The organism is Ralstonia pickettii, from assembly GCF_000607165.1.
Classification (GTDB): Bacteria; Pseudomonadota; Gammaproteobacteria; order Burkholderiales; family Burkholderiaceae; genus Ralstonia; species Ralstonia holmesii.
In genome coordinates, this window is record NZ_JFZG01000024.1 from 228486 (window position 1) to 245585 (window position 17100).

The following is a 17100-nucleotide window of genomic DNA, read 5'->3' on the forward strand; positions in this document are numbered from 1 at the left end:
GGTGTAAACCCCGGGGCGCCGGCTGAGTAAATTGCTTTACAACTAAACTATTCATGACTAATGTAATACCGCATCGAACGCGGAGCCGTTGTCATGAAGATTGTCTGTATTGGTGGTGGGCCGGCTGGCCTGTACTTTGCCCTGCTGATGAAGTTGCAGGACCCGTCGCACGACATCACCGTGGTGGAGCGCAACCGCCCGTATGACACCTTCGGCTGGGGCGTGGTGTTCTCCGACCAGACGCTGGGCAACCTGCAGCGCGCCGACGCCAAGAGCGCCGCGCAGATCCTCGACGCCTTCAACCACTGGGACGACATTGAAGTCCACATCCGCGGCCAGGTGGTGCGCTCGGGCGGCCACGGCTTCTGCGGCATCGGGCGCAAGCGCCTGCTGAACATCCTGCAGGCGCGCTGCGAGGAAGAGGGCGTCAAGCTCGTCTTCGAAACCGACGTGCAGGACAAGGATTTGGAAAACGATGGCACCTATGCCGATGCGGATCTCATCATTGCCAGCGACGGCCTGAACAGCCGCATTCGCACCAAGTACGCAGCGACGTATCAACCCGATATCGACACGCGCCGCTGCCGCTTTGTCTGGCTGGGCACGCACAAGCTGTTCGACGCCTTCACCTTTGCGTTTGAAGAAACCGAGCACGGCTGGTTCCAGGCGCATGCGTACCGCTTTGACGACGAGACTTCCACCTTCATTGTCGAGGCGCCCGAAGAGGTATGGCGCGCCGCCGGGCTGGAGACCATGGAGAAGGAAGACGCCATCGCCTATTGCGAGCGCCTCTTCGCCAAGTATCTCGACGGCAACAAGCTGATTTCCAACGCCACGCACCTGCGGGGCTCGGCGCAGTGGATTCGGTTTCCGCGTGTGGTTTGCCGGCACTGGGTGCATACCAATGCGCACAACACGCCGGTGGTGCTGATGGGTGACGCCGCCCACACGGCGCATTTCTCGATCGGCTCCGGGACCAAGCTGGCGCTGGAAGACTCGATTGAACTGGCGCGTAGCATCGGCCAGCACCCTGGCGATTTGCGTGCCGCGCTTGAGCACTACGAGGCGGTGCGCAGCGTGGAAGTGCTGCGCATCCAGAACGCGGCGCGCAACTCGACCGAGTGGTTTGAAAACGTAGACCGCTACGCCAACCTGCCGACCGAGCAATTTGCGTATTCGTTGCTCACGCGCAGCCAGCGCATCAGCCACGAAAACCTGCGCCAGCGCGACAAGCGCTATCTCGAATCGTTTGAAGATTGGATTGCCGAGCAGGCCGGCGCACCGCGCGGCCCGCAGCACGGCCCGGTGCCGCCGATGTTCACGCCGTTCACGGTGCGTGGCGTCACGCTCAAGAACCGCGTGGTGGTGTCGCCCATGGCGCAGTACTCGTGCGAAGACGGCCAACCGGCGGACTACCACCTTGTGCACCTGGGCGCCCGCGCCATGGGCGGTGCGGGCTTGGTGATGGCCGAAATGACCTGCGTATCGCCCGATGCGCGCATCACCCCGGGCTGCCCGGGTTTGTGGAACACCGAACACCGCGATGGCTGGGCGCGCATCGTGCAGTTCGTGCATGCCAACAGCGATGCGAAGCTCGGCATCCAGCTCGGCCACGCGGGTGCCAAGGGCTCGACGCGCGTGGCGTGGGAGGGCATCGATCTGCCGCTGGAAAACGGGCAGAACTGGCCGCTGATCTCCGCATCGCCACAGCAGTATCTGGATGGCGTGAGCCAGTGGTCGCACGCCATGACGCGTGACGACATGGACCGCGTGCGTGACGACTTTATCCATTCGGCGCGGCTGGCGGCAGACGCCGGGTTCGACTGGCTGGAGCTGCACTGCGCGCACGGCTATCTGCTGTCGTCGTTCATCTCGCCGCTAACGAACCAGCGCAACGACGAATATGGCGGCTCGCTGGAAAACCGGCTGCGTTTTCCGCTGGAAGTGTTTCACGCGGTGCGTGAGGTGTGGCCGAGCAACAAGCCGATGTCGGTGCGCATTTCCGCGCACGACTGGGTGGAAGGCGGTATCACGCCGGACGATGCGGTGGAGATCGCGCGCATCTTCAAGGCCGCAGGCGCGGACATGATCGATTGCTCGTCGGGCCAGGTCAGCAAGAAAGAACAGCCGGTGTACGGCCGCATGTTCCAGACGCCCTTTGCCGACCGCGTGCGCAATGAGGCGGGCATCGCCACCATTGCCGTGGGCGCCATCTCCGAGGCGGACCACGTCAACAGCATCATCGCTGCCGGCCGTGCCGACCTGTGCGCTGTGGCGCGTCCGCACCTGGCCAACCCGGCCTGGACGCTGAACGAAGCCGCCCGCATTGGCTATCTCGACATGCCGTGGCCCAAGCAGTACCGCGCGGGCAAGCTGCAGTTGGAGCGCAACCTGGAGCGCGAGCGTGCAATGGCGGCGCAGGCGGCAGGGCTGTCGCCGCTGGAGCAGGCCAACCGCATGCAGGGGGTCTGAGATGACGATGCCTGCGATGCTCGCTGGACACCACGCCGTCGTTACCGGCGCAGGGCGCGGGATTGGCGCTGCGATTGCCAAGCAACTCGCAGCGCACGGCGCCACGCTCACGCTGATGGGCCGTAACCCCGACGTGCTGGAAGCCACCGCCAGGACGTTGCCTGACAGCGCCCGCGCACAGGTGGTGACGTGCGACGTGAGCGATGAAGCGAGTGTGTCAGCGGCATTCGAATCCGCGCGCGCAGGGCTTGGTGCCATTTCCATCCTCGTCAACAACGCGGGGCAGGCGGAGAGCGCACCGTTTGCGAAGACCACGCTTGCTCAATGGCAACGCATGCTGGCCGTCAACCTGACGGGCACGTTCCTGTGCACGCAGGCGGCGCTGGCAGATGTGCAGGCGTCGGGCCGTGGTCGCATCGTCAACATTGCCAGCACGGCGGGGCAACGCGGTTATGCGTATGTCTCGGCGTATGTGGCTGCCAAGCATGGCGTGATCGGCCTCACGCGCTCGCTCGCGCTGGAACTGGCGGCGCGCGGTGTCACCGTCAACGCAGTGTGCCCCGGCTATACGGAAACCGACATCGTGCGCGAGAGCATCGACCGCATCGTCGCCCGCACCGGACGCAGCGCAGACCAAGCGCTGGCCGAGCTGGTGAAGGGCAACCCGCAAGGCCGGCTGATCACGCCCGACGAAGTGGCGAACGCCGTGGCGTGGCTGTGCTCCGATGGCGCGTCTTCCATCACGGGGCAGGCGATCTCGGTGTCTGGCGGGGAGGTGATGTGAGCAAGCCGCGCAAGACCGCTTTGGCCGCAGTACGTCCATCCAGTACCTCCGGCTACCACGCCGTGGCGCAAGCGCTGGGCGATGAACGCATCGGCCTGGAGGCCCGCGCGCATGTCGACGACCACATGGACGTGAAGATCTGGCTGCGCCTGCTGGCCTGCAGCACGCAGATCGAGCAGCAGATCCGCCAGCGTCTGCGCACGCGCTTCAACACCACGCTGCCGCGCTTCGACTATCTGGCGCAACTCGACCGGCATCCGGACGGCCTGCGCATGAACGTGCTGTCGCGCTACCTGATGGTGACGGGCGGCAACGTCACCGGCCTGACCGACCAGTTGGAGAAGGAAGGGCTTGTCAAACGCGAGGCGGATCCGGATGATCGCCGGTCCTTTCGCGTGCTGCTGACCGACGCCGGCCGCCGCCACTTTGCCGAAATGGCTGCCGAGCATGAACGCTGGCTGATCGAGATGTTCGATGGCCTTGGCGTTGCCAACAAAGACGCGCTGTATGCGCAGCTCGGCCACCTGCGCGTGCACCTTGCACAGCGTGAGGCCGAGCTGGACGCCCGCGACGATCAACCCCAAACGAACCCGACCAAACCATGACCGACCGCATTGACCCGGCCCTGCTGGCCGGCAACCGCCGCCCGCTGGCGGGTTATCAAGCCAAGCATTTCCTGTGGAGCGTGGAAGGCGGCGTTGCCACCATCACGCTCAACCGGCCCGAACGCAAGAACCCGCTCACGTTCGATTCGTATGCCGAGCTGCGCGACCTGTTCCATCAGCTCAAGTGGGCGGATGACGTCAAGGCCATCGTGCTGGCAGGCGCGGGCGACAACTTCTGCTCCGGCGGCGACGTGCACGAGATCATCGGCCCGCTGGTGCAACTGAAGGCGCCCGAGCTGCTGATGTTCACGCGCATGACGGGCGAGCTGGTGAAGGCGATGCGTGCGTGCCCGCAGCCCATCGTCGCCGCTGTGGACGGCGTATGCGCCGGCGCAGGCGCCATCCTGGCGATGTCTTCCGACCTGCGCCTGGGCACCGCGCGCAGCAAGACGGCGTTCCTCTTCAACCGCGTCGGCCTGGCCGGCTGCGACATGGGCGCCTGCGCGATCCTGCCGCGCATCATCGGCCAGGGCCGCGCGAGCGAGTTGCTCTATACCGGCCGCTCGATGAGCGGCGAAGAGGGCGAGCGCTGGGGCTTCTTCAACCGTCTGTGCGAACCGGCCGAGGTGCGGAGCCAAGCGCAAGCCTTGGCCGCCGACCTGGCCGCCGGCCCGACCTTTGCCAACGGCATCACCAAGACGATGCTGCATCAGGAATGGACGATGACGATCGAGCAGGCGATCGAGGCCGAAGCCCAGGCACAGGCCATCTGCATGTTGACCGAAGACTTCTCGCGCGCCTACCACGCGTTCGTCGCCAAGCAGAAACCGGTATTCGAGGGCAACTGAGATGAGCGACAAGGACTATTTGCTATGGCCCTTCTTTGACGACAAGCACTGCCAGCTTGAAGCCGAGCTGGACGCCTGGGCCACGAAGCACATCCCGCATGACCACGGCGCCGATGTGGATGCCGAATGCCGCGCGCTGGTCAAATCGCTCGGGCAAGCCGGCTGGCTGCGCCACGCCGTGGGCGGCACGGCGCACGGCGGTGCGGGTGAGACTATCGACACGCGCGCCATTTGCCTGATCCGCGAGACGCTGGCGCGCCATTCCGGCCTGGCCGACTTTGCTTTTGCGATGCAGGGGCTGGGCTCGGGCGCCATCTCGTTGCACGGCACGCCCGAGCAGCGCGAGCGCTATCTGACGAAGGTGGCGCGTGGTGAGGCGATCTCTGCATTTGCGCTGTCCGAACCTGATGCCGGCTCCGATGTTGCGGCCATGGCTTGCGCCGCGCGTGAAGACGGCACGGATTACGTGCTCGACGGCGAGAAGACGTGGATTTCCAATGGCGGCATCGCCGACTTCTACGTCGTGTTTGCCCGCACCGGCGAGGCGCCGGGCTCGCGCGGCATCAGTGCGTTCATCGTCGAGGCTGGTACGCCAGGCTTTGAGATTGCAGAGCGCATCAACGTGATTGCACCGCACCCGCTCGCGCGCCTGCGCTTTACCAATTGCCGCGTTCCGGCCAGCCAGCGCGTGGGCGCGGCAGGCGAGGGCTTCAAGGTGGCGATGCGCACGCTGGATGTGTTCCGCACGTCGGTGGCAGCGGCCGCGCTGGGCTTTGCGCGCCGTGCGTTGGACGAAGCGCTCGCGCGCGCCACCACCCGCAAGATGTTCAGCGGCGTGCTGGCCGATTTCCAACTGACGCAGGCCAAGCTCGCGCAGATGGCGACCGCCATCGACAGCGCTGCGCTGCTGACGTACCGCGCCGCATGGCAGCGCGACCAGGGCCGCAACGTGACGCGCGAGGCCGCCATGGCCAAGTTGACCGCCACCGAGAACGCGCAGCAGGTGATCGACGCCGCCGTGCAGATGTGGGGTGGCCTGGGTGTGGTGAGCGAGCAGCCGGTGGAGCGCCTGTATCGCGAGATCCGCTCGCTGCGCATCTATGAAGGGGCGACCGAGGTGCAGCAACTCATCATCGCGCGCGAATTGCTGCGCGCGGCGGCGCCCCCCAAGCCCTGAACACGCCCACGTCCACGACAGAGACGGAGAGTTCTCCATGCCCAGCGCCCATATCGACACCTTCGCCCGCGACCGGCTGCCGCCGGCGGAGCTGCAACCGGTGTACCGCTTCGACCTGCCGGCGCTGCAGTTTCCGCCGCAGCTTAACTGTGCAACCGAACTGCTCGACCGCCGTGTTGCTGCAGGCGAGGGCGGCCGCCTCTGCATCCAGGCGCCCGGCATCCGCTGGACGTATGCCGACCTGCAGGCGCACGCCAACCGCATCGCCAACGTGCTGGTCAACGAGATGGGCGTGGTGCCGGGCAACCGCGTGCTGCTGCGCTCGCCCAACAGCCCGATGCTGGCCGCCTGCTGGTTTGCCGTGATGAAAGTGGGCGCCATTGCCGTGACGACCATGCCGCTGCTGCGCGCCAAAGAGCTGGGGCAGATTCTGGGCAAGGCTGAGATCGGCTTCGCACTGTGCGATGCGCGGCTCGTCGACGAGCTACGCGATGCCGTAGCGCAAGCCGCCAAGCCCGTGCAGACGCTGTGTTTTCACGATGACACGCCGGAAGGGCTGGAGGCCGCCATGGCGCGCCAGCCAGCCACCTTCACCAACGTCGACACGGCTGCAGATGACACATGCCTGCTCGCCTTCACGTCGGGCACGACGGGCGTGCCGAAAGCGACAATGCATTTTCATCGCGACATCCTCGCCATTTGCGCGTGCTGGCCGCCGCATGTGCTGCAGCCGCGCGCGGACGACATCTTCATCGGCAGCCCGCCGATGGCGTTTACGTTCGGGCTCGGCGGCCTGCTGCTGTTTCCGATGAGCGTGGGTGCATCGACGGTGCTGCTGGAGAAGGCATCGCCGAACGATCTGGTCGATGGCATCCGCGCGTTTGGCGCGACGGTGCTGTTCACGGCCCCGACCACGTACCGCAACATCGCGGCGCGCGGAGACGAGCTGCGTGCCACGCCGCTGCGCCGCTGTGTATCAGCGGGCGAGGCGCTGCCGGTTGCCACACGCACGCTGTGGAAGAACGCCACCGGCATCGAGCTGATCGACGGCATTGGCGCGACCGAGATGCTGCATATCTTCATCTCCGCCGCTGACGCCGACGTGCGCCCCGGCGCTACCGGCAAGGCCGTCCTCGGCTATGTCGCGCAGGTTGTGGACGACGCCGGTAACCCCGTGCCCCCGGGCACGGTGGGCCGCCTGGCAGTCCAGGGCCCGACCGGTTGCCGCTACCTGGCCGATGACCGCCAGCGCGCCTACGTGCGCAACGGCTGGAACCTCACGGGGGATGCCTACGTGATGGACGAGGAAGGCTACTTCCACTACCACTCGCGCACCGACGACATGATCATCTCGTCGGGCTACAACATTGCCGCGCCCGAGGTGGAAGACGCGCTGATGCAGCACCCCGCGGTGGCCGAGTGCGGCGTGATCGGCGAGCCCGATGACGAGCGCGGGCAGATCGTCAAGGCCTTCGTTGTATTGCACCCAGGCCACACGGCGGGGCCGGAGATGGTCAAGACGCTGCAGGATTTCGTGAAGCAGACCGTGGCGCCGTACAAGTACCCGCGCGCCATCGAGTTTCGTACGAGCCTGCCGCGCAGTGAAGTCGGCAAGCTGCTGCGCTACCGCCTGCGGGAGCACGACAAATCATGAGCGGCTACCACTTCGAACGTGCCGCGCGTATCCGCTTTGCGCATTGCGACCCAGCCGGCATCGTCTATTTTCCGCAGTACCTCGTGCTGTTCAACGGGCTGGTCGAAGACTGGTTTACCGACGGACTGGGCATCTCGTATGCGCAGATGCTGGGGCCGCGCCGCATCGGCCTGCCCATCGTCAAGCTGCATTGCGAGTTCAGCGCCATCAGCCGCATGGGCGACGACGTGCAGTTCAAGTTGAAGCTGGAGCGGCTGGGCAATGCGTCGCTCACGTTAGGCCTGGATTGCTGGGCGGGTGACGAACAGCGCGTGCGCTCACAGCAGGTGCTGGTGTTTACCGATCTCAATACGCATCGCGCGATGCCGATGCCGCCCGATGTGCGGCAGGCGATCGAGGCGAGCGTTCAACAGTCGCAATCGAACTAGAAGGAATCGCATCATGGAAGTACTCCTCCCCCCTAACTGGCCGCGCCCCAAGGGCTATGCCAATGGTGTGTCCGCGCGCGGGCGCATGGTGTTCGTGGCCGGCATGATCGGCTGGGACGCGCAGGGCGTGTTCCATACGGACGACCTGGCCGGGCAGGTCCGCCAGGCATTGCAGAACATCGTCGAGGTACTTGCCGCCGGTGATGCCAAGCCCGAGCACATCGTGCGCATGACGTGGTACGTGACCGACAAGAAGGCGTACGTGGCGGCCTACCCCGAGATCGGCAAGGCGTTCCGAGAACTGATCGGCAGCTTCAGCATTGCGATGACGGCGGTGGAGGTGGTGGCGCTGGTGGAGGATCGGGCCAAGGTAGAGATTGAGGTGACGGCGGTGGTGCCGGATTAGTCGTTTTTGGCACCACTGACGGCACACAAAAAAGTCCGCACTCGGCCGTGAGCCGATCTTATCTGTGAGCCAGCTGAGGGCGCCGCTCAACAGTTGAGAAGGCTTGCCAGCTCGATCAGATCCTTGGCATGAAAGGTGTTATCCGGGTGCGCGGAGACATCCTTTTGCCGAGATGGTCCATATTCCATCGGCCTTTCGATATAGGCGGTCCTTAGCCCTGCCGCTCTGGCATGAGCCAGGTCATCTTGGTGGGCTGCCACGAGCATGACTTCGTCTGGAGTCACATCGAAGACTTGAGCGACACCTAGGTATGTCGCTGGATCGGGCTTGTACTTGCGAAAAACTTCCGCCGATAGGATGCAATCCCAAGGCAGTGCAGCGCGTTTAGCCATATTGGTAAGCAATCCAATATTGCCGTTCGATAACGTGCAGATGGTGTACCGCGACTTCAGTCTCGTCAGACCTGCCACCGCATCCGGCCACGCATCCAAACGATGCCAAGCCTTGTTCAAATAGCGCTTCTGACCTTCGTTCAGATGCGTCACATGAAACGTATCCAGAAGGTCATCGAGAATCATTCTGTGAAGATCGTCGATCGACGTCCAGTCGAGCTGGCCAGACATTACCTTCTGCATAGCCGGCATGTATCCGGCGCGCCAGGCTAGCGCAAACTTGTCCGGGTCCACGCCGAGGTTCATCGAGCGGACTTCGCGCATAACGCCTTGGTGCCAGTCAACGACTGTCCCAAACACGTCAAAAGCGAGGATTTTGATGTGATCGGCCATGGCGCGGTTCATAACGTTGCTCACCTCGTGACTATGTGCGACGAACTCTCGCGAAGTTCGCGTTGGAAGATTCGATCTAGTCCACAGACGCAGACGATAGCTCTTGGCCCGGAGGGGTGCTCGGAGGCAAGTGGTTCACGACCAGCTCGTGGATTGCGGTTAGCACCCCAAGGTCGAGTTCCTTTGCGTCAACCGCTCCGAAATGCTTGACCCAGCTTTTGAACAGGTCCGCTTGCTCCTCAGAATACGTTGCATCGCAATCTTTTTCTACCAGGTTGGACAAGGTTCTCTCCTCTCATCAGTCTTTGCAAAAGATATAGCTTGCGCCATCTCTGTGTGGCCGGGCTTCAATTGCCGTTATGGCTGTTTTGCGGGCTTCAGGTATTCAGTGAGTCCCTGAAACCACATCACCTCGAGAAAATCTCCACTGATATCGAGATCTTGCCGGTGTAGCGCCGTCAGAAATGCATCTTTAGAATCCTTTGCGGAGAGAATTGCAAAGCCTTTGGCGGCGTCTCTGAATGTCATCGTGAACTTCGGGCTGTTGGTTAAGCCTGAATTGGAATTGATTTTTCCATTCCTAATGATGAAATAACGCCCGATCCCATCCAGTGTTCTGATCTGAAATGTTAGATCTTTCGCGCTGACGTAGTCGGCACACGCGGGGTCTTTATTCACGGCCCTCTTTAGCAGCCTCGATAGTGCCCACAGAAGGAATTTAAATTTAATCATGGTGATATGGTTTGCTTATTTTTGCGAAACCAAGCATGGTCAAGCGGGTTCCATGTCGCGTTTCGTGCATTATTCGTCCAAGAACTGGATGGCATGCTTCAGAAATCTGTGGGGGTACTGGAACTGGGCTGCATGACCAGCGTCCGGATAAATAAACAACTGTGCGTTCGGAATGTTCTGAGCCATGTGCCACGAGTTGATTGTCGGGATCATCACGTCATTCGCGCCGTTTAGGATGAACGTCGGCTGCTTGATCTCATGCAAGTGAGCAAAGGGCGCGTTGAGATCGAGTTTTGGCAGGAAGTACATATTTGCCTCGACTTGGGCCTGCGTGACTGCCGGGGAACTGGGTGGGTCTTGGTCCACACGCTGGTGACGGCGCTCCCAGAAATCGCGCCCGGCCTGTTGTGCCGTTTCTGACCGGCCGAAGAACAAGAACAGGAAGTCTTCCACCGTGGGTACCGGTCGCGGTGCAACCTCCAGCACACGGGGATCTGAATCCGGATTTCCTCCGCGGGGCCCAGTGCCGAGCAGCATGAGCTTGCGCACCAGATCGGGATGCCGACGCGTCAGGTCCTGAGCCTGAAAACCACCGAGTGAAAAGCCCAGAACATCGACCTTACCGAGGCCGAGTGCGCGTATGGCCGCGGCGGCATCGTCGGCCATATGCTCAATTCGCGTGCGTGGCGTGCCCGAAGACGATGCGATGCCACGACCGTTGTAGAGGATGACTTCGCGCCCTGCTGCCAGACCATCGGTCATGAGCGGGTCCCAGTGATCCATGCCGCCCCGGAAGTGCTGGAGAAAGAATAGCGGCGGCTGGCCACTCGTCGGGTTACCCCAACGGCGGTAGGCGAAGCGAGCGCCTTCGACCTCAACGAAGCGCGTAGGAGCGGTGAGGTGGGTGTCAGTCATATTGGTATCTCCGCGTTGAATCGGAAGACCGCGTGTTCGGCATGGTCGACCACTGCGATTGCGAGCCGGAATGCGAGTTGGTTTCAGTGGCTGTCAAGAAACTCGAGTGCCTTGGGCACAAAGTCGGCGTAATACTGGAACACCGCGCCATGGCCGGAATCGGGATAGATGAGGAGGCTGCTGTTCGGTAGGCGCCGTGCAAGGTCTTGCGAGTTCTTGCTCGGTACCATCCGGTCACTTTCGCCGTTGACAACGAACACGGGAATCTTCACGACTGACAGATCCGCTGGCTCTTTCAGCCCCCAGACGCGCAGTGCCTCCAACTGAGCCAGGAACGCGGTGACGCTGATCTCCTTGTCGCGGTTCTCCGAGCGCTCCTTCAGCCGCTCCAGGAATGCCTTTCCTGCCTCGATGCCGTTTGGTGTGCGGGTGAAGAAGAGGTACTGCTTCGGATCCTGGCCGGTGAAGAAGCCTCGCGCCATGTCGTAGAACGTCACGCCGGAAACCGTGCTGATGCCTTCGCCGCCAGCGGGCCCTGTGCCCGCGAGTATCATTTTACGAACGAGCTGGGGCTCCTTCAGCGCGATTTCCTGGGCGATCATCCCGCCCATCGAGAAGCCGAAGAGATCCACTTGCTTGAACCCCATCGCCTTGATGAAGGCGATGGCGTCGTCAGCCATTTCCTCAATCGACTTCGACGGCGTGCCACTGGAAGCCCCCACCCCGCGATTGTCGAAAGTGACAACGTGATGCGCAGCCGCAAAGCCGTCTACGACGCGAGGATCCCAGTTGTCGAGCACAGCCGCCAAGTGGGCAAGAAACACCACCGGCGTGCCACCGTGCTGCCTGCCGAGCTCCCGGTATGCAAAATCCACTCCGCCTGCAGTGATGGTTTGCGTTGGCACCGTCTTCCAACTGACCTCTTGTGCCTGCATTGCCAGCGGCGGGGTCATCTGCGCCCCGGCCGACGGGGAATCAGCGGCTCTCGCCGTGGATGAAATGAGTGTTGCTGCCAGAGCGAGTCCGAGCAGGCTTGTTTTCAGTAGATGACGCATTGCATTGATCTCCAGGATCCGGGCATTCGAAACGGGGCAGTGGCGGCTATTTGATCTTCACGACGACCTTTCCCTTCGCTCGCCCGGTTTCGACGTAGGCCATGGCCTCGTTGGTCGACTCGAATGGAAAGACTCGATCCACCACGGGGTGGATATTCCCCGCATCAATCAGACGCGTGATCTCGCGCAACTGGTCTCCAGCTGCCTTCATGAACAGGAACGAAAAGTTGATTCCGCGGCGTTTCGCTTTTCGTCTGATACCGGCGCTGAGCATTCGCGCGAACAACTTGACGAACCAGGGCGCCCCAATTTCTTTGGCGAATTCCGGGTCAGGTGGCCCGGAGATGGAGATGAGTTTTCCGCCGCCCTTGAGCAGGTGGAGGGATTTGTTGAGTGTCTTGCCGTCTTGACTGTTCAGGACCACGTCGTAGTCGCGCAAGATGTTCTCGAAGTCCTGCTTTTTGTAGTCGATGACGACATCTGCATGAAGGCTCTTCACCAACCCAACATTGGCCGTGCTTGTTGTTGTCGCCACCGTTGCACCAAGATGCTTGGCCAACTGGATAGCGAATGTTCCGACGCCTCCCGAGCCCGCTTGAATGAAGACCCTTTGCCCTTTCTTCAGCTTTGCTTTCTCGACCAGCGCCTGCCATGCAGTTAGCCCCACCAGCGGAACGGAAGCGGCTTCTTCCATGGTGAGTGTCTTGGGCTTGAGCGCCAGCGAACTTTCTCGAATCGCGATGTACTCGGCGAAGGCGCCAATTCGAAAATCCTCCGGCCGGGAGTAGACCTCGTCGCCAACTTTGAACTGCCGTACTTGAGCCCCGACTTTGACCACCACGCCTGCGACGTCGTGACCCATGACGAACGGTAGGCGGTAGGGCAGGATGAGCTTGAACTCTCCGCTTGCGATCTTAGAGTCGAGCAGGTTCACGCCCGCAGCATGAACTTGGACCAGAACTTCGTCTTCGCGCGGTTCTGGAATCGGTACCTCGCCGAATCGCAGGCCGGTCTTGCTCCCATATCGATCGACGATAAATGCCTTCATCATGTTTCCGGGGTGATGCTGCGCGAGCGTTTGCTTGGCTATGGTCATGGTCGTTGCCGGTCAATCAGCCAGCGAGTGTGGGGTAGTCGATATAGCCTTCAGCGCCGGGCGTGTAGAGGCTGGACGTGTCGACGGGATTCAGCGGCCCAGCAGCCTGCAGGCGGGCTACCAGGTCCGGATTGGCCAGGAATGGTCGGCCAAAGGCAATGAGGTCGGCGTGCTTGTCTGAGAGCGCCTTCTCGGCGCTGGCCCGATCGAATCCGCCTGCGAGAATGAACAAGCCGTCAAATGCCTTACGCAGTTGAGATTTGAATGCTGCAGGCACCGCAGGTGCGCCCATTGCGGAGTGATCCAGCAGATGAACGTAGAGCAGACCGAGTGTCGACAGCTCACGAACCAGCGCCAGATACTGCGCGTCGACGTCAGGGAAAGGACCTGTGCTGTTGAAGACACCATACGGGGATAGTCGAATCCCGATGCGGTCTGCGCCAATGGCGTCTGCCGTAGCGCGTGCAATCTCAAGTGCGAGGCGGTTGCGGCCACCAGCGCTGCCGCCGTATGCATCGGTGCGCTGGTTCACGTTGCCGTTCAGGAACTGCTCGATCAGGTAACCATTTGCAGCGTGCAGTTCCACGCCATCGAAACCTGCTTCAACGGCAAGCCGCGCCGAATGCACGTATTCGTCGATCACCGCGCTCAGATCGATGAGAGACATTGCCTGCGGAGTGCTATGCGGCTGCATACCCTGTGCATCGGTGTGTATTTCACCAGGGCAGGCACTGCCCATCGGGCCGAGGACTTCGGCGCCTACCGGCAGGTTGGCGACATGGCCTACGCGCCCGGTGTGCATGAGCTGCACGAAGATCTTGCCGCCCCGTGCATGCACAGCGTCCGTGACTAACTGCCATCCGCGCACCTGCGCCTCGTTGAAGAGTCCCGGAATGCGCGCGTAGCCCAGACCGTTGGGCGATGGCGATGTACCTTCCGTAACGATCAGGCCGGCCGACGCGCGCTGAGCGTAGTACTCCGCCATCAGCGCATTGGGTGTATTGGCTTCGACGGCCCGATTGCGCGTCATCGGTGCCATGACGGTCCGGTTACCCAGGTTCAGGAACGGAGCGGTGAGCGGTTCAAAAAGCATGATGAGCCTTTGTTTCGATTGAGGGGCAGGGGCTTAGGAGGCTTGGGGAAGGTAGAGGGGACGTGGTGCCCCCAGGCTTTGCCTCACCTGCTGCGTCAGTGCATCGGCCAGAACTTCGTCAAGGCCGGCTTCGAGGCCGTCAAGTGCATGCTGGACGATGTCCTCAGGGCTGCTCTTCGGGCTGTCGATGCCGCGAGTAAGGTCGGTATCGACGTAGGCCATATGCAAGCCCAGGACCTGCGTTTTCTGCGCTGCCAACTCATGACGCAGCGCATTGGTGAGTGACCATGCTGCCGACTTGCTGGCCGAATAGGCGGCCAGCTCGCCCCTATTCACCCACGAAGCCACAGACAACACATTGAGAAGTGCACCTCCACCATTGACCTGGAGCACTGGTGCGAAGGCCTTGCTCATCCGCAGCATGCCGAAGACGTTGGTCTCGAACAGTCGGCGAGAGACTTCCTCACTGTCGTGCGCGAGAAAGCCTCCCGGTTGCGCAATGCCAGCGTTGTTGATCACCAGCGTCACGTCGCGGGCATGCGCAGCGGCCGCCGCAACTTCTGCAGGCTTGGTGACATCCAGTTGCAGCGGCTCCACGTCCGCTTGTGTGATCGTCGATGGGTCGCGCGCGCCGGCGTACACCTTGCGGGCGCCACGGGCCAACAACGCGCGTGCGAAGGCGAGACCAATGCCGCGGTTGGCGCCGGTGATCAGAACAACAGCGTTTTCAATTTTCAAGAGAGGCTCCTTTGGTAAGCCGGATTGGTCATAAATATGATGATTATCATATTTGTGGGCGAGCAAAAATGTTGACCTGAAAACGGTCGAGTATTTCAGTGAGCAGGTACAGATGTGTCGTAGAGTCGGAGGAGCGATTCACGGGCCGCCGAGAGCACTTCTCGCCCCTGCGGGGTGTCACCCAGGGCACGGGCAAGTTGCAACGTGCCGACTAGCGAGCCTGTAATCACGCTCGCCATCGCGCGGTACGATTCGGGAAGTGTTGAACGTACTGCTGCGATGAGTTGGTGCACCCTGGCCATAGACGCTCCACGCACAGCTTGCGACTGCCGTGGCATTTCGGCGGCAAGCGCTGCGATCGGGCAGCCGTTCTCCAACGTGCCAAGGTATTGATCAGCCAGATAAGCTTCGACAAGACAGCGAAATTCGCTAGCGCCCGTGCCAGCGCGCAGACGAGCCACACGCGCGGCTTCGGCAGCAATGTCTTGGCTAGCGCAGTCAAGCGCCTCCACAAGCAGCGCATCGCGCGATTTGAAATGCGCGTAGAAGCCGCCATGCGTATATCCCGCCTTCTTCATCACTTCTGCCACGCTCACCCCAGCGTAGCCGTGGCTGCGGATGACGTGTGCAGCCGCAGCCACGATGCGCTCGTGCGTGTCCTTCTTGCGGCTGTTGAACGTGGGCTTCATTGATTGGCACCGTAAATATGATGATCATCATATGTTTCGGATAATCGACTGTCAAGGTGAGTTTGTGGTGCAGTGTGCTGGGCATGCCTGTTGCCGCCGGCTGGTGCCTCAGCCGGCAGGTAGTGAGGTGAAGTGCGCTTGGCCGGCATCGCGCCGGCCCGATACCAGGCAGCAGTCAGAACTCATAACCGACGGACTGCAGAGAGATCAGGGGATTGATCTTGAGCTTCGTTGTGCTGGTCACGGGCCCAAGCGCCGATTGCGTGGTCAACGTTGCCCGGGTCGCATCTACATGCACGTCTTTGCAGCAAAGCGTGGGGTGCTCGGCTTCGCTCGCCGATCTCCGTGCGGCCACGTCGCCCGCGCCGAGCGAGACGCCTGCTTGCACTGGACACAGCATTCGAATATGCTGCTTATCATATGAAAAGAACTACCCCAACTGCCAAAGAAGTTACCCACCAGCGCATTGTCGGGGCCGCCGCGCGCGCGATTAGACGAAGTGGCTACAACGGCACTAGCGTGGCCGACATCATGAAGGATGCTGGGCTGACGCACGGAGGTTTCTACGCGCATTTCGAATCCCGTGAAGCGATGCTTGCAGAGGCAGCCGACCAGGCGGGAGCAGAGGGCGTGGCGCTCATGGAGCACATCGCTGCCACCACGCCACCTCAGGAAGTGCTGCGGGCGATGGCGCAAGCTTATCTCTCGAAAGAGCATGTTGAGGGTGTGGAAACCGGCTGTGGAACCGCCGCGCTCGCCTCCGAAATGCCGCGTCAGGCACCAGAGGTCCGGCGTGCCGCAACGCGTCGCATCAAGGAGATGATCGATCTTGTTGCCCGGCAGTTGCCAGATTGGGGGCAACCGAGTGCGCACGAACATGCACTGGTCACCGTGGCGCTGATGGTCGGCACGTTGACGCTTGCACGTGCTGTCGACGACCCAAAGCTCTCCGACGCGCTACTTGCGGCTGCATTGAAGCAAGTCACTTCTGCCGGCGATGTCTAACAAGGCGCGCCGGCACGGACGGGAGTATATTTTTTGGATCGAAATATGATAAATATCATATCAATGGCGAGGTTTACGGTGTTCGGCTCAAACCTCTCGATCGGGGGAGCGTTTTCGAAGTGCGCGGCTAGATCTTTTTTTTCCCGCAACCAGCATTGGGTACGTGTTGAGTAGGCAGATGACCATCGCGAAGATTCCGCTGTGTCTCTAGGCGCTTTTATCTCTGAGAGCGCTTTGGATTAGAGCGTCGATGCAAATCGGCGCTCTCTTTTTATGCATCGCAACGTCTATACGTTTGTCCGCATAGCGATTCGAAATCGACCTCGTGCATTCGCGAGCAAGCGAAGACCCCCGAGGGTGGGCCTAGTGTTGGAGATGGCCAAAGATCCAGTACGGTTTCTGCATCGCCCGTCCTTGCAAGCGCAGTTCAGCTTCGCACTGCGGCCGCATCGTGCAGGTGATGTCCTCGAACTGGTTTGATCCTGAGCTTTTTGCCGCGCTATCTCTTCGCACGTCCGATTCGGGCGTTGCCGGAGCTCGATAGCCTCTTTGACGAACCTGAATGCCTGGCAAACTAGGCGCCATGCGGGTGGCCAGACTTTGTGTGCGTCATTTGTC

At 61.7% G+C, this 17100-nt stretch carries 17 protein-coding genes; 9 read left to right on the forward strand and 8 right to left on the reverse strand.

Going from position 1 to position 17100, the window contains the following annotated elements; translation table 11 throughout:
* Window positions 1–93: 93 nt before the first annotated feature.
* The 8 genes from BG83_RS0118630 to BG83_RS0118665 are packed head-to-tail and all read left to right on the forward strand — an operon-like array spanning window position 94 to window position 8374.
* Window positions 94–2472: a bifunctional salicylyl-CoA 5-hydroxylase/oxidoreductase gene (locus tag BG83_RS0118630; RefSeq protein WP_024978108.1), complete on the forward strand. Its 2379-nt coding sequence runs from the start codon at window positions 94–96 to the stop codon at window positions 2470–2472.
* A 1-nt stretch (window position 2473) separates the two neighbouring features.
* Window positions 2474–3256: an SDR family NAD(P)-dependent oxidoreductase gene (locus BG83_RS0118635; RefSeq protein ID WP_037032100.1), complete on the forward strand. Its 783-nt coding sequence runs from the start codon at window positions 2474–2476 to the stop codon at window positions 3254–3256.
* Window positions 3253–3861, forward strand: a complete 609-nt coding sequence (locus BG83_RS0118640; protein ID WP_024978110.1) for a MarR family winged helix-turn-helix transcriptional regulator — start codon at window positions 3253–3255, stop codon at window positions 3859–3861. Before BG83_RS0118635 ends, BG83_RS0118640 begins: the two co-directional genes overlap by 4 nt.
* Window positions 3858–4709 (forward strand): enoyl-CoA hydratase family protein, encoded by an 852-nt coding sequence (locus BG83_RS0118645; protein ID WP_024978111.1) that lies wholly within the window; start codon window positions 3858–3860, stop codon window positions 4707–4709. The genes BG83_RS0118640 and BG83_RS0118645 overlap by 4 nt, the downstream gene beginning before the upstream one ends.
* Window position 4710: 1 nt before the next feature.
* The gene (locus BG83_RS0118650; protein ID WP_024978112.1) at window positions 4711–5886 is read left to right on the forward strand and encodes an acyl-CoA dehydrogenase family protein; all 1176 of its coding nucleotides are present in this window, start codon (window positions 4711–4713) and stop codon (window positions 5884–5886) included.
* Between the two features lie 37 nt (window positions 5887–5923).
* Entirely contained in the window at window positions 5924–7540 is a 1617-nt protein-coding gene (locus BG83_RS0118655) for an AMP-binding protein (protein WP_024978113.1), read from the forward strand.
* Window positions 7537–7968, forward strand: a complete 432-nt coding sequence (locus BG83_RS0118660) for an acyl-CoA thioesterase (protein ID WP_024978114.1) — start codon at window positions 7537–7539, stop codon at window positions 7966–7968. Before BG83_RS0118655 ends, BG83_RS0118660 begins: the two co-directional genes overlap by 4 nt.
* Before the next feature lie 13 nt (window positions 7969–7981).
* Window positions 7982–8374 carry a RidA family protein gene (locus BG83_RS0118665; RefSeq protein WP_024978115.1) on the forward strand — a complete coding sequence of 131 codons (393 nt, stop codon included), beginning with the start codon at window positions 7982–7984 and terminating at the stop codon, window positions 8372–8374.
* An 86-nt stretch (window positions 8375–8460) separates the two neighbouring features.
* On the opposite strand, the gene BG83_RS0118670 is transcribed toward BG83_RS0118665, so the two are convergent.
* The 8 genes from BG83_RS0118670 to BG83_RS0118710 form a co-directional block, all read right to left on the reverse strand.
* Window positions 8461–9171 (reverse strand): haloacid dehalogenase type II, encoded by a 711-nt coding sequence (locus BG83_RS0118670; protein WP_024978116.1) that lies wholly within the window; start codon window positions 9169–9171, stop codon window positions 8461–8463.
* Between the two features lie 345 nt (window positions 9172–9516).
* Complete coding sequence (locus BG83_RS0118680; RefSeq protein WP_235193222.1) at window positions 9517–9837, reverse strand: helicase; 321 nt, start codon at window positions 9835–9837, stop codon at window positions 9517–9519.
* A 123-nt stretch (window positions 9838–9960) separates the two neighbouring features.
* The gene (locus BG83_RS0118685) at window positions 9961–10806 is read right to left on the reverse strand and encodes an alpha/beta fold hydrolase (RefSeq protein ID WP_024978119.1); all 846 of its coding nucleotides are present in this window, start codon (window positions 10804–10806) and stop codon (window positions 9961–9963) included.
* Between the two features lie 83 nt (window positions 10807–10889).
* Window positions 10890–11861, reverse strand: a complete 972-nt coding sequence (locus BG83_RS0118690; protein WP_024978120.1) for an alpha/beta fold hydrolase — start codon at window positions 11859–11861, stop codon at window positions 10890–10892.
* Window positions 11862–11907: 46 nt separating this feature from the next.
* On the reverse strand, window positions 11908–12909 hold the full coding sequence (locus tag BG83_RS0118695; protein WP_024978121.1) for an NADP-dependent oxidoreductase: 1002 nt from the start codon (window positions 12907–12909) through the stop codon (window positions 11908–11910).
* Window positions 12910–12973: 64 nt separating this feature from the next.
* The gene (locus BG83_RS0118700) at window positions 12974–14050 is read right to left on the reverse strand and encodes an alkene reductase (RefSeq protein WP_024978122.1); all 1077 of its coding nucleotides are present in this window, start codon (window positions 14048–14050) and stop codon (window positions 12974–12976) included.
* Window positions 14051–14083: 33 nt separating this feature from the next.
* Window positions 14084–14788, reverse strand: a complete 705-nt coding sequence (locus BG83_RS0118705; RefSeq protein WP_024978123.1) for an SDR family oxidoreductase — start codon at window positions 14786–14788, stop codon at window positions 14084–14086.
* A gap of 95 nt (window positions 14789–14883) precedes the next feature.
* On the reverse strand, window positions 14884–15477 hold the full coding sequence (locus BG83_RS0118710; RefSeq protein ID WP_024978124.1) for a TetR/AcrR family transcriptional regulator: 594 nt from the start codon (window positions 15475–15477) through the stop codon (window positions 14884–14886).
* A 420-nt stretch (window positions 15478–15897) separates the two neighbouring features.
* Between BG83_RS0118710 and BG83_RS0118720 the strand changes: the two genes are divergently transcribed.
* Entirely contained in the window at window positions 15898–16482 is a 585-nt protein-coding gene (locus tag BG83_RS0118720) for a TetR/AcrR family transcriptional regulator (protein ID WP_024978126.1), read from the forward strand.
* Window positions 16483–17100: the final 618 nt, after the last annotated feature.

Coding starts and splice junctions, on each gene's coding strand:
- BG83_RS0118645 (WP_024978111.1), top strand. CDS start 3,858: ATGACCGACCGCATTGACCCGGCCCTGCTGGCCGGCAACCGCCGCCCG.
- BG83_RS0118660 (WP_024978114.1), top strand. CDS start 7,537: ATGAGCGGCTACCACTTCGAACGTGCCGCGCGTATCCGCTTTGCGCAT.
- BG83_RS0118700 (WP_024978122.1), bottom strand. CDS start 14,050: ATGCTTTTTGAACCGCTCACCGCTCCGTTCCTGAACCTGGGTAACCGG.
- BG83_RS0118720 (WP_024978126.1), top strand. CDS start 15,898: ATGAAAAGAACTACCCCAACTGCCAAAGAAGTTACCCACCAGCGCATT.
- BG83_RS0118635 (WP_037032100.1), top strand. CDS start 2,474: ATGACGATGCCTGCGATGCTCGCTGGACACCACGCCGTCGTTACCGGC.
- BG83_RS0118650 (WP_024978112.1), top strand. CDS start 4,711: ATGAGCGACAAGGACTATTTGCTATGGCCCTTCTTTGACGACAAGCAC.
- BG83_RS0118695 (WP_024978121.1), bottom strand. CDS start 12,909: ATGAAGGCATTTATCGTCGATCGATATGGGAGCAAGACCGGCCTGCGA.
- BG83_RS0118665 (WP_024978115.1), top strand. CDS start 7,982: ATGGAAGTACTCCTCCCCCCTAACTGGCCGCGCCCCAAGGGCTATGCC.
- BG83_RS0118630 (WP_024978108.1), top strand. CDS start 94: ATGAAGATTGTCTGTATTGGTGGTGGGCCGGCTGGCCTGTACTTTGCC.
- BG83_RS0118670 (WP_024978116.1), bottom strand. CDS start 9,171: ATGAACCGCGCCATGGCCGATCACATCAAAATCCTCGCTTTTGACGTG.
- BG83_RS0118685 (WP_024978119.1), bottom strand. CDS start 10,806: ATGACTGACACCCACCTCACCGCTCCTACGCGCTTCGTTGAGGTCGAA.
- BG83_RS0118690 (WP_024978120.1), bottom strand. CDS start 11,861: ATGCGTCATCTACTGAAAACAAGCCTGCTCGGACTCGCTCTGGCAGCA.
- BG83_RS0118710 (WP_024978124.1), bottom strand. CDS start 15,477: ATGAAGCCCACGTTCAACAGCCGCAAGAAGGACACGCACGAGCGCATC.
- BG83_RS0118655 (WP_024978113.1), top strand. CDS start 5,924: ATGCCCAGCGCCCATATCGACACCTTCGCCCGCGACCGGCTGCCGCCG.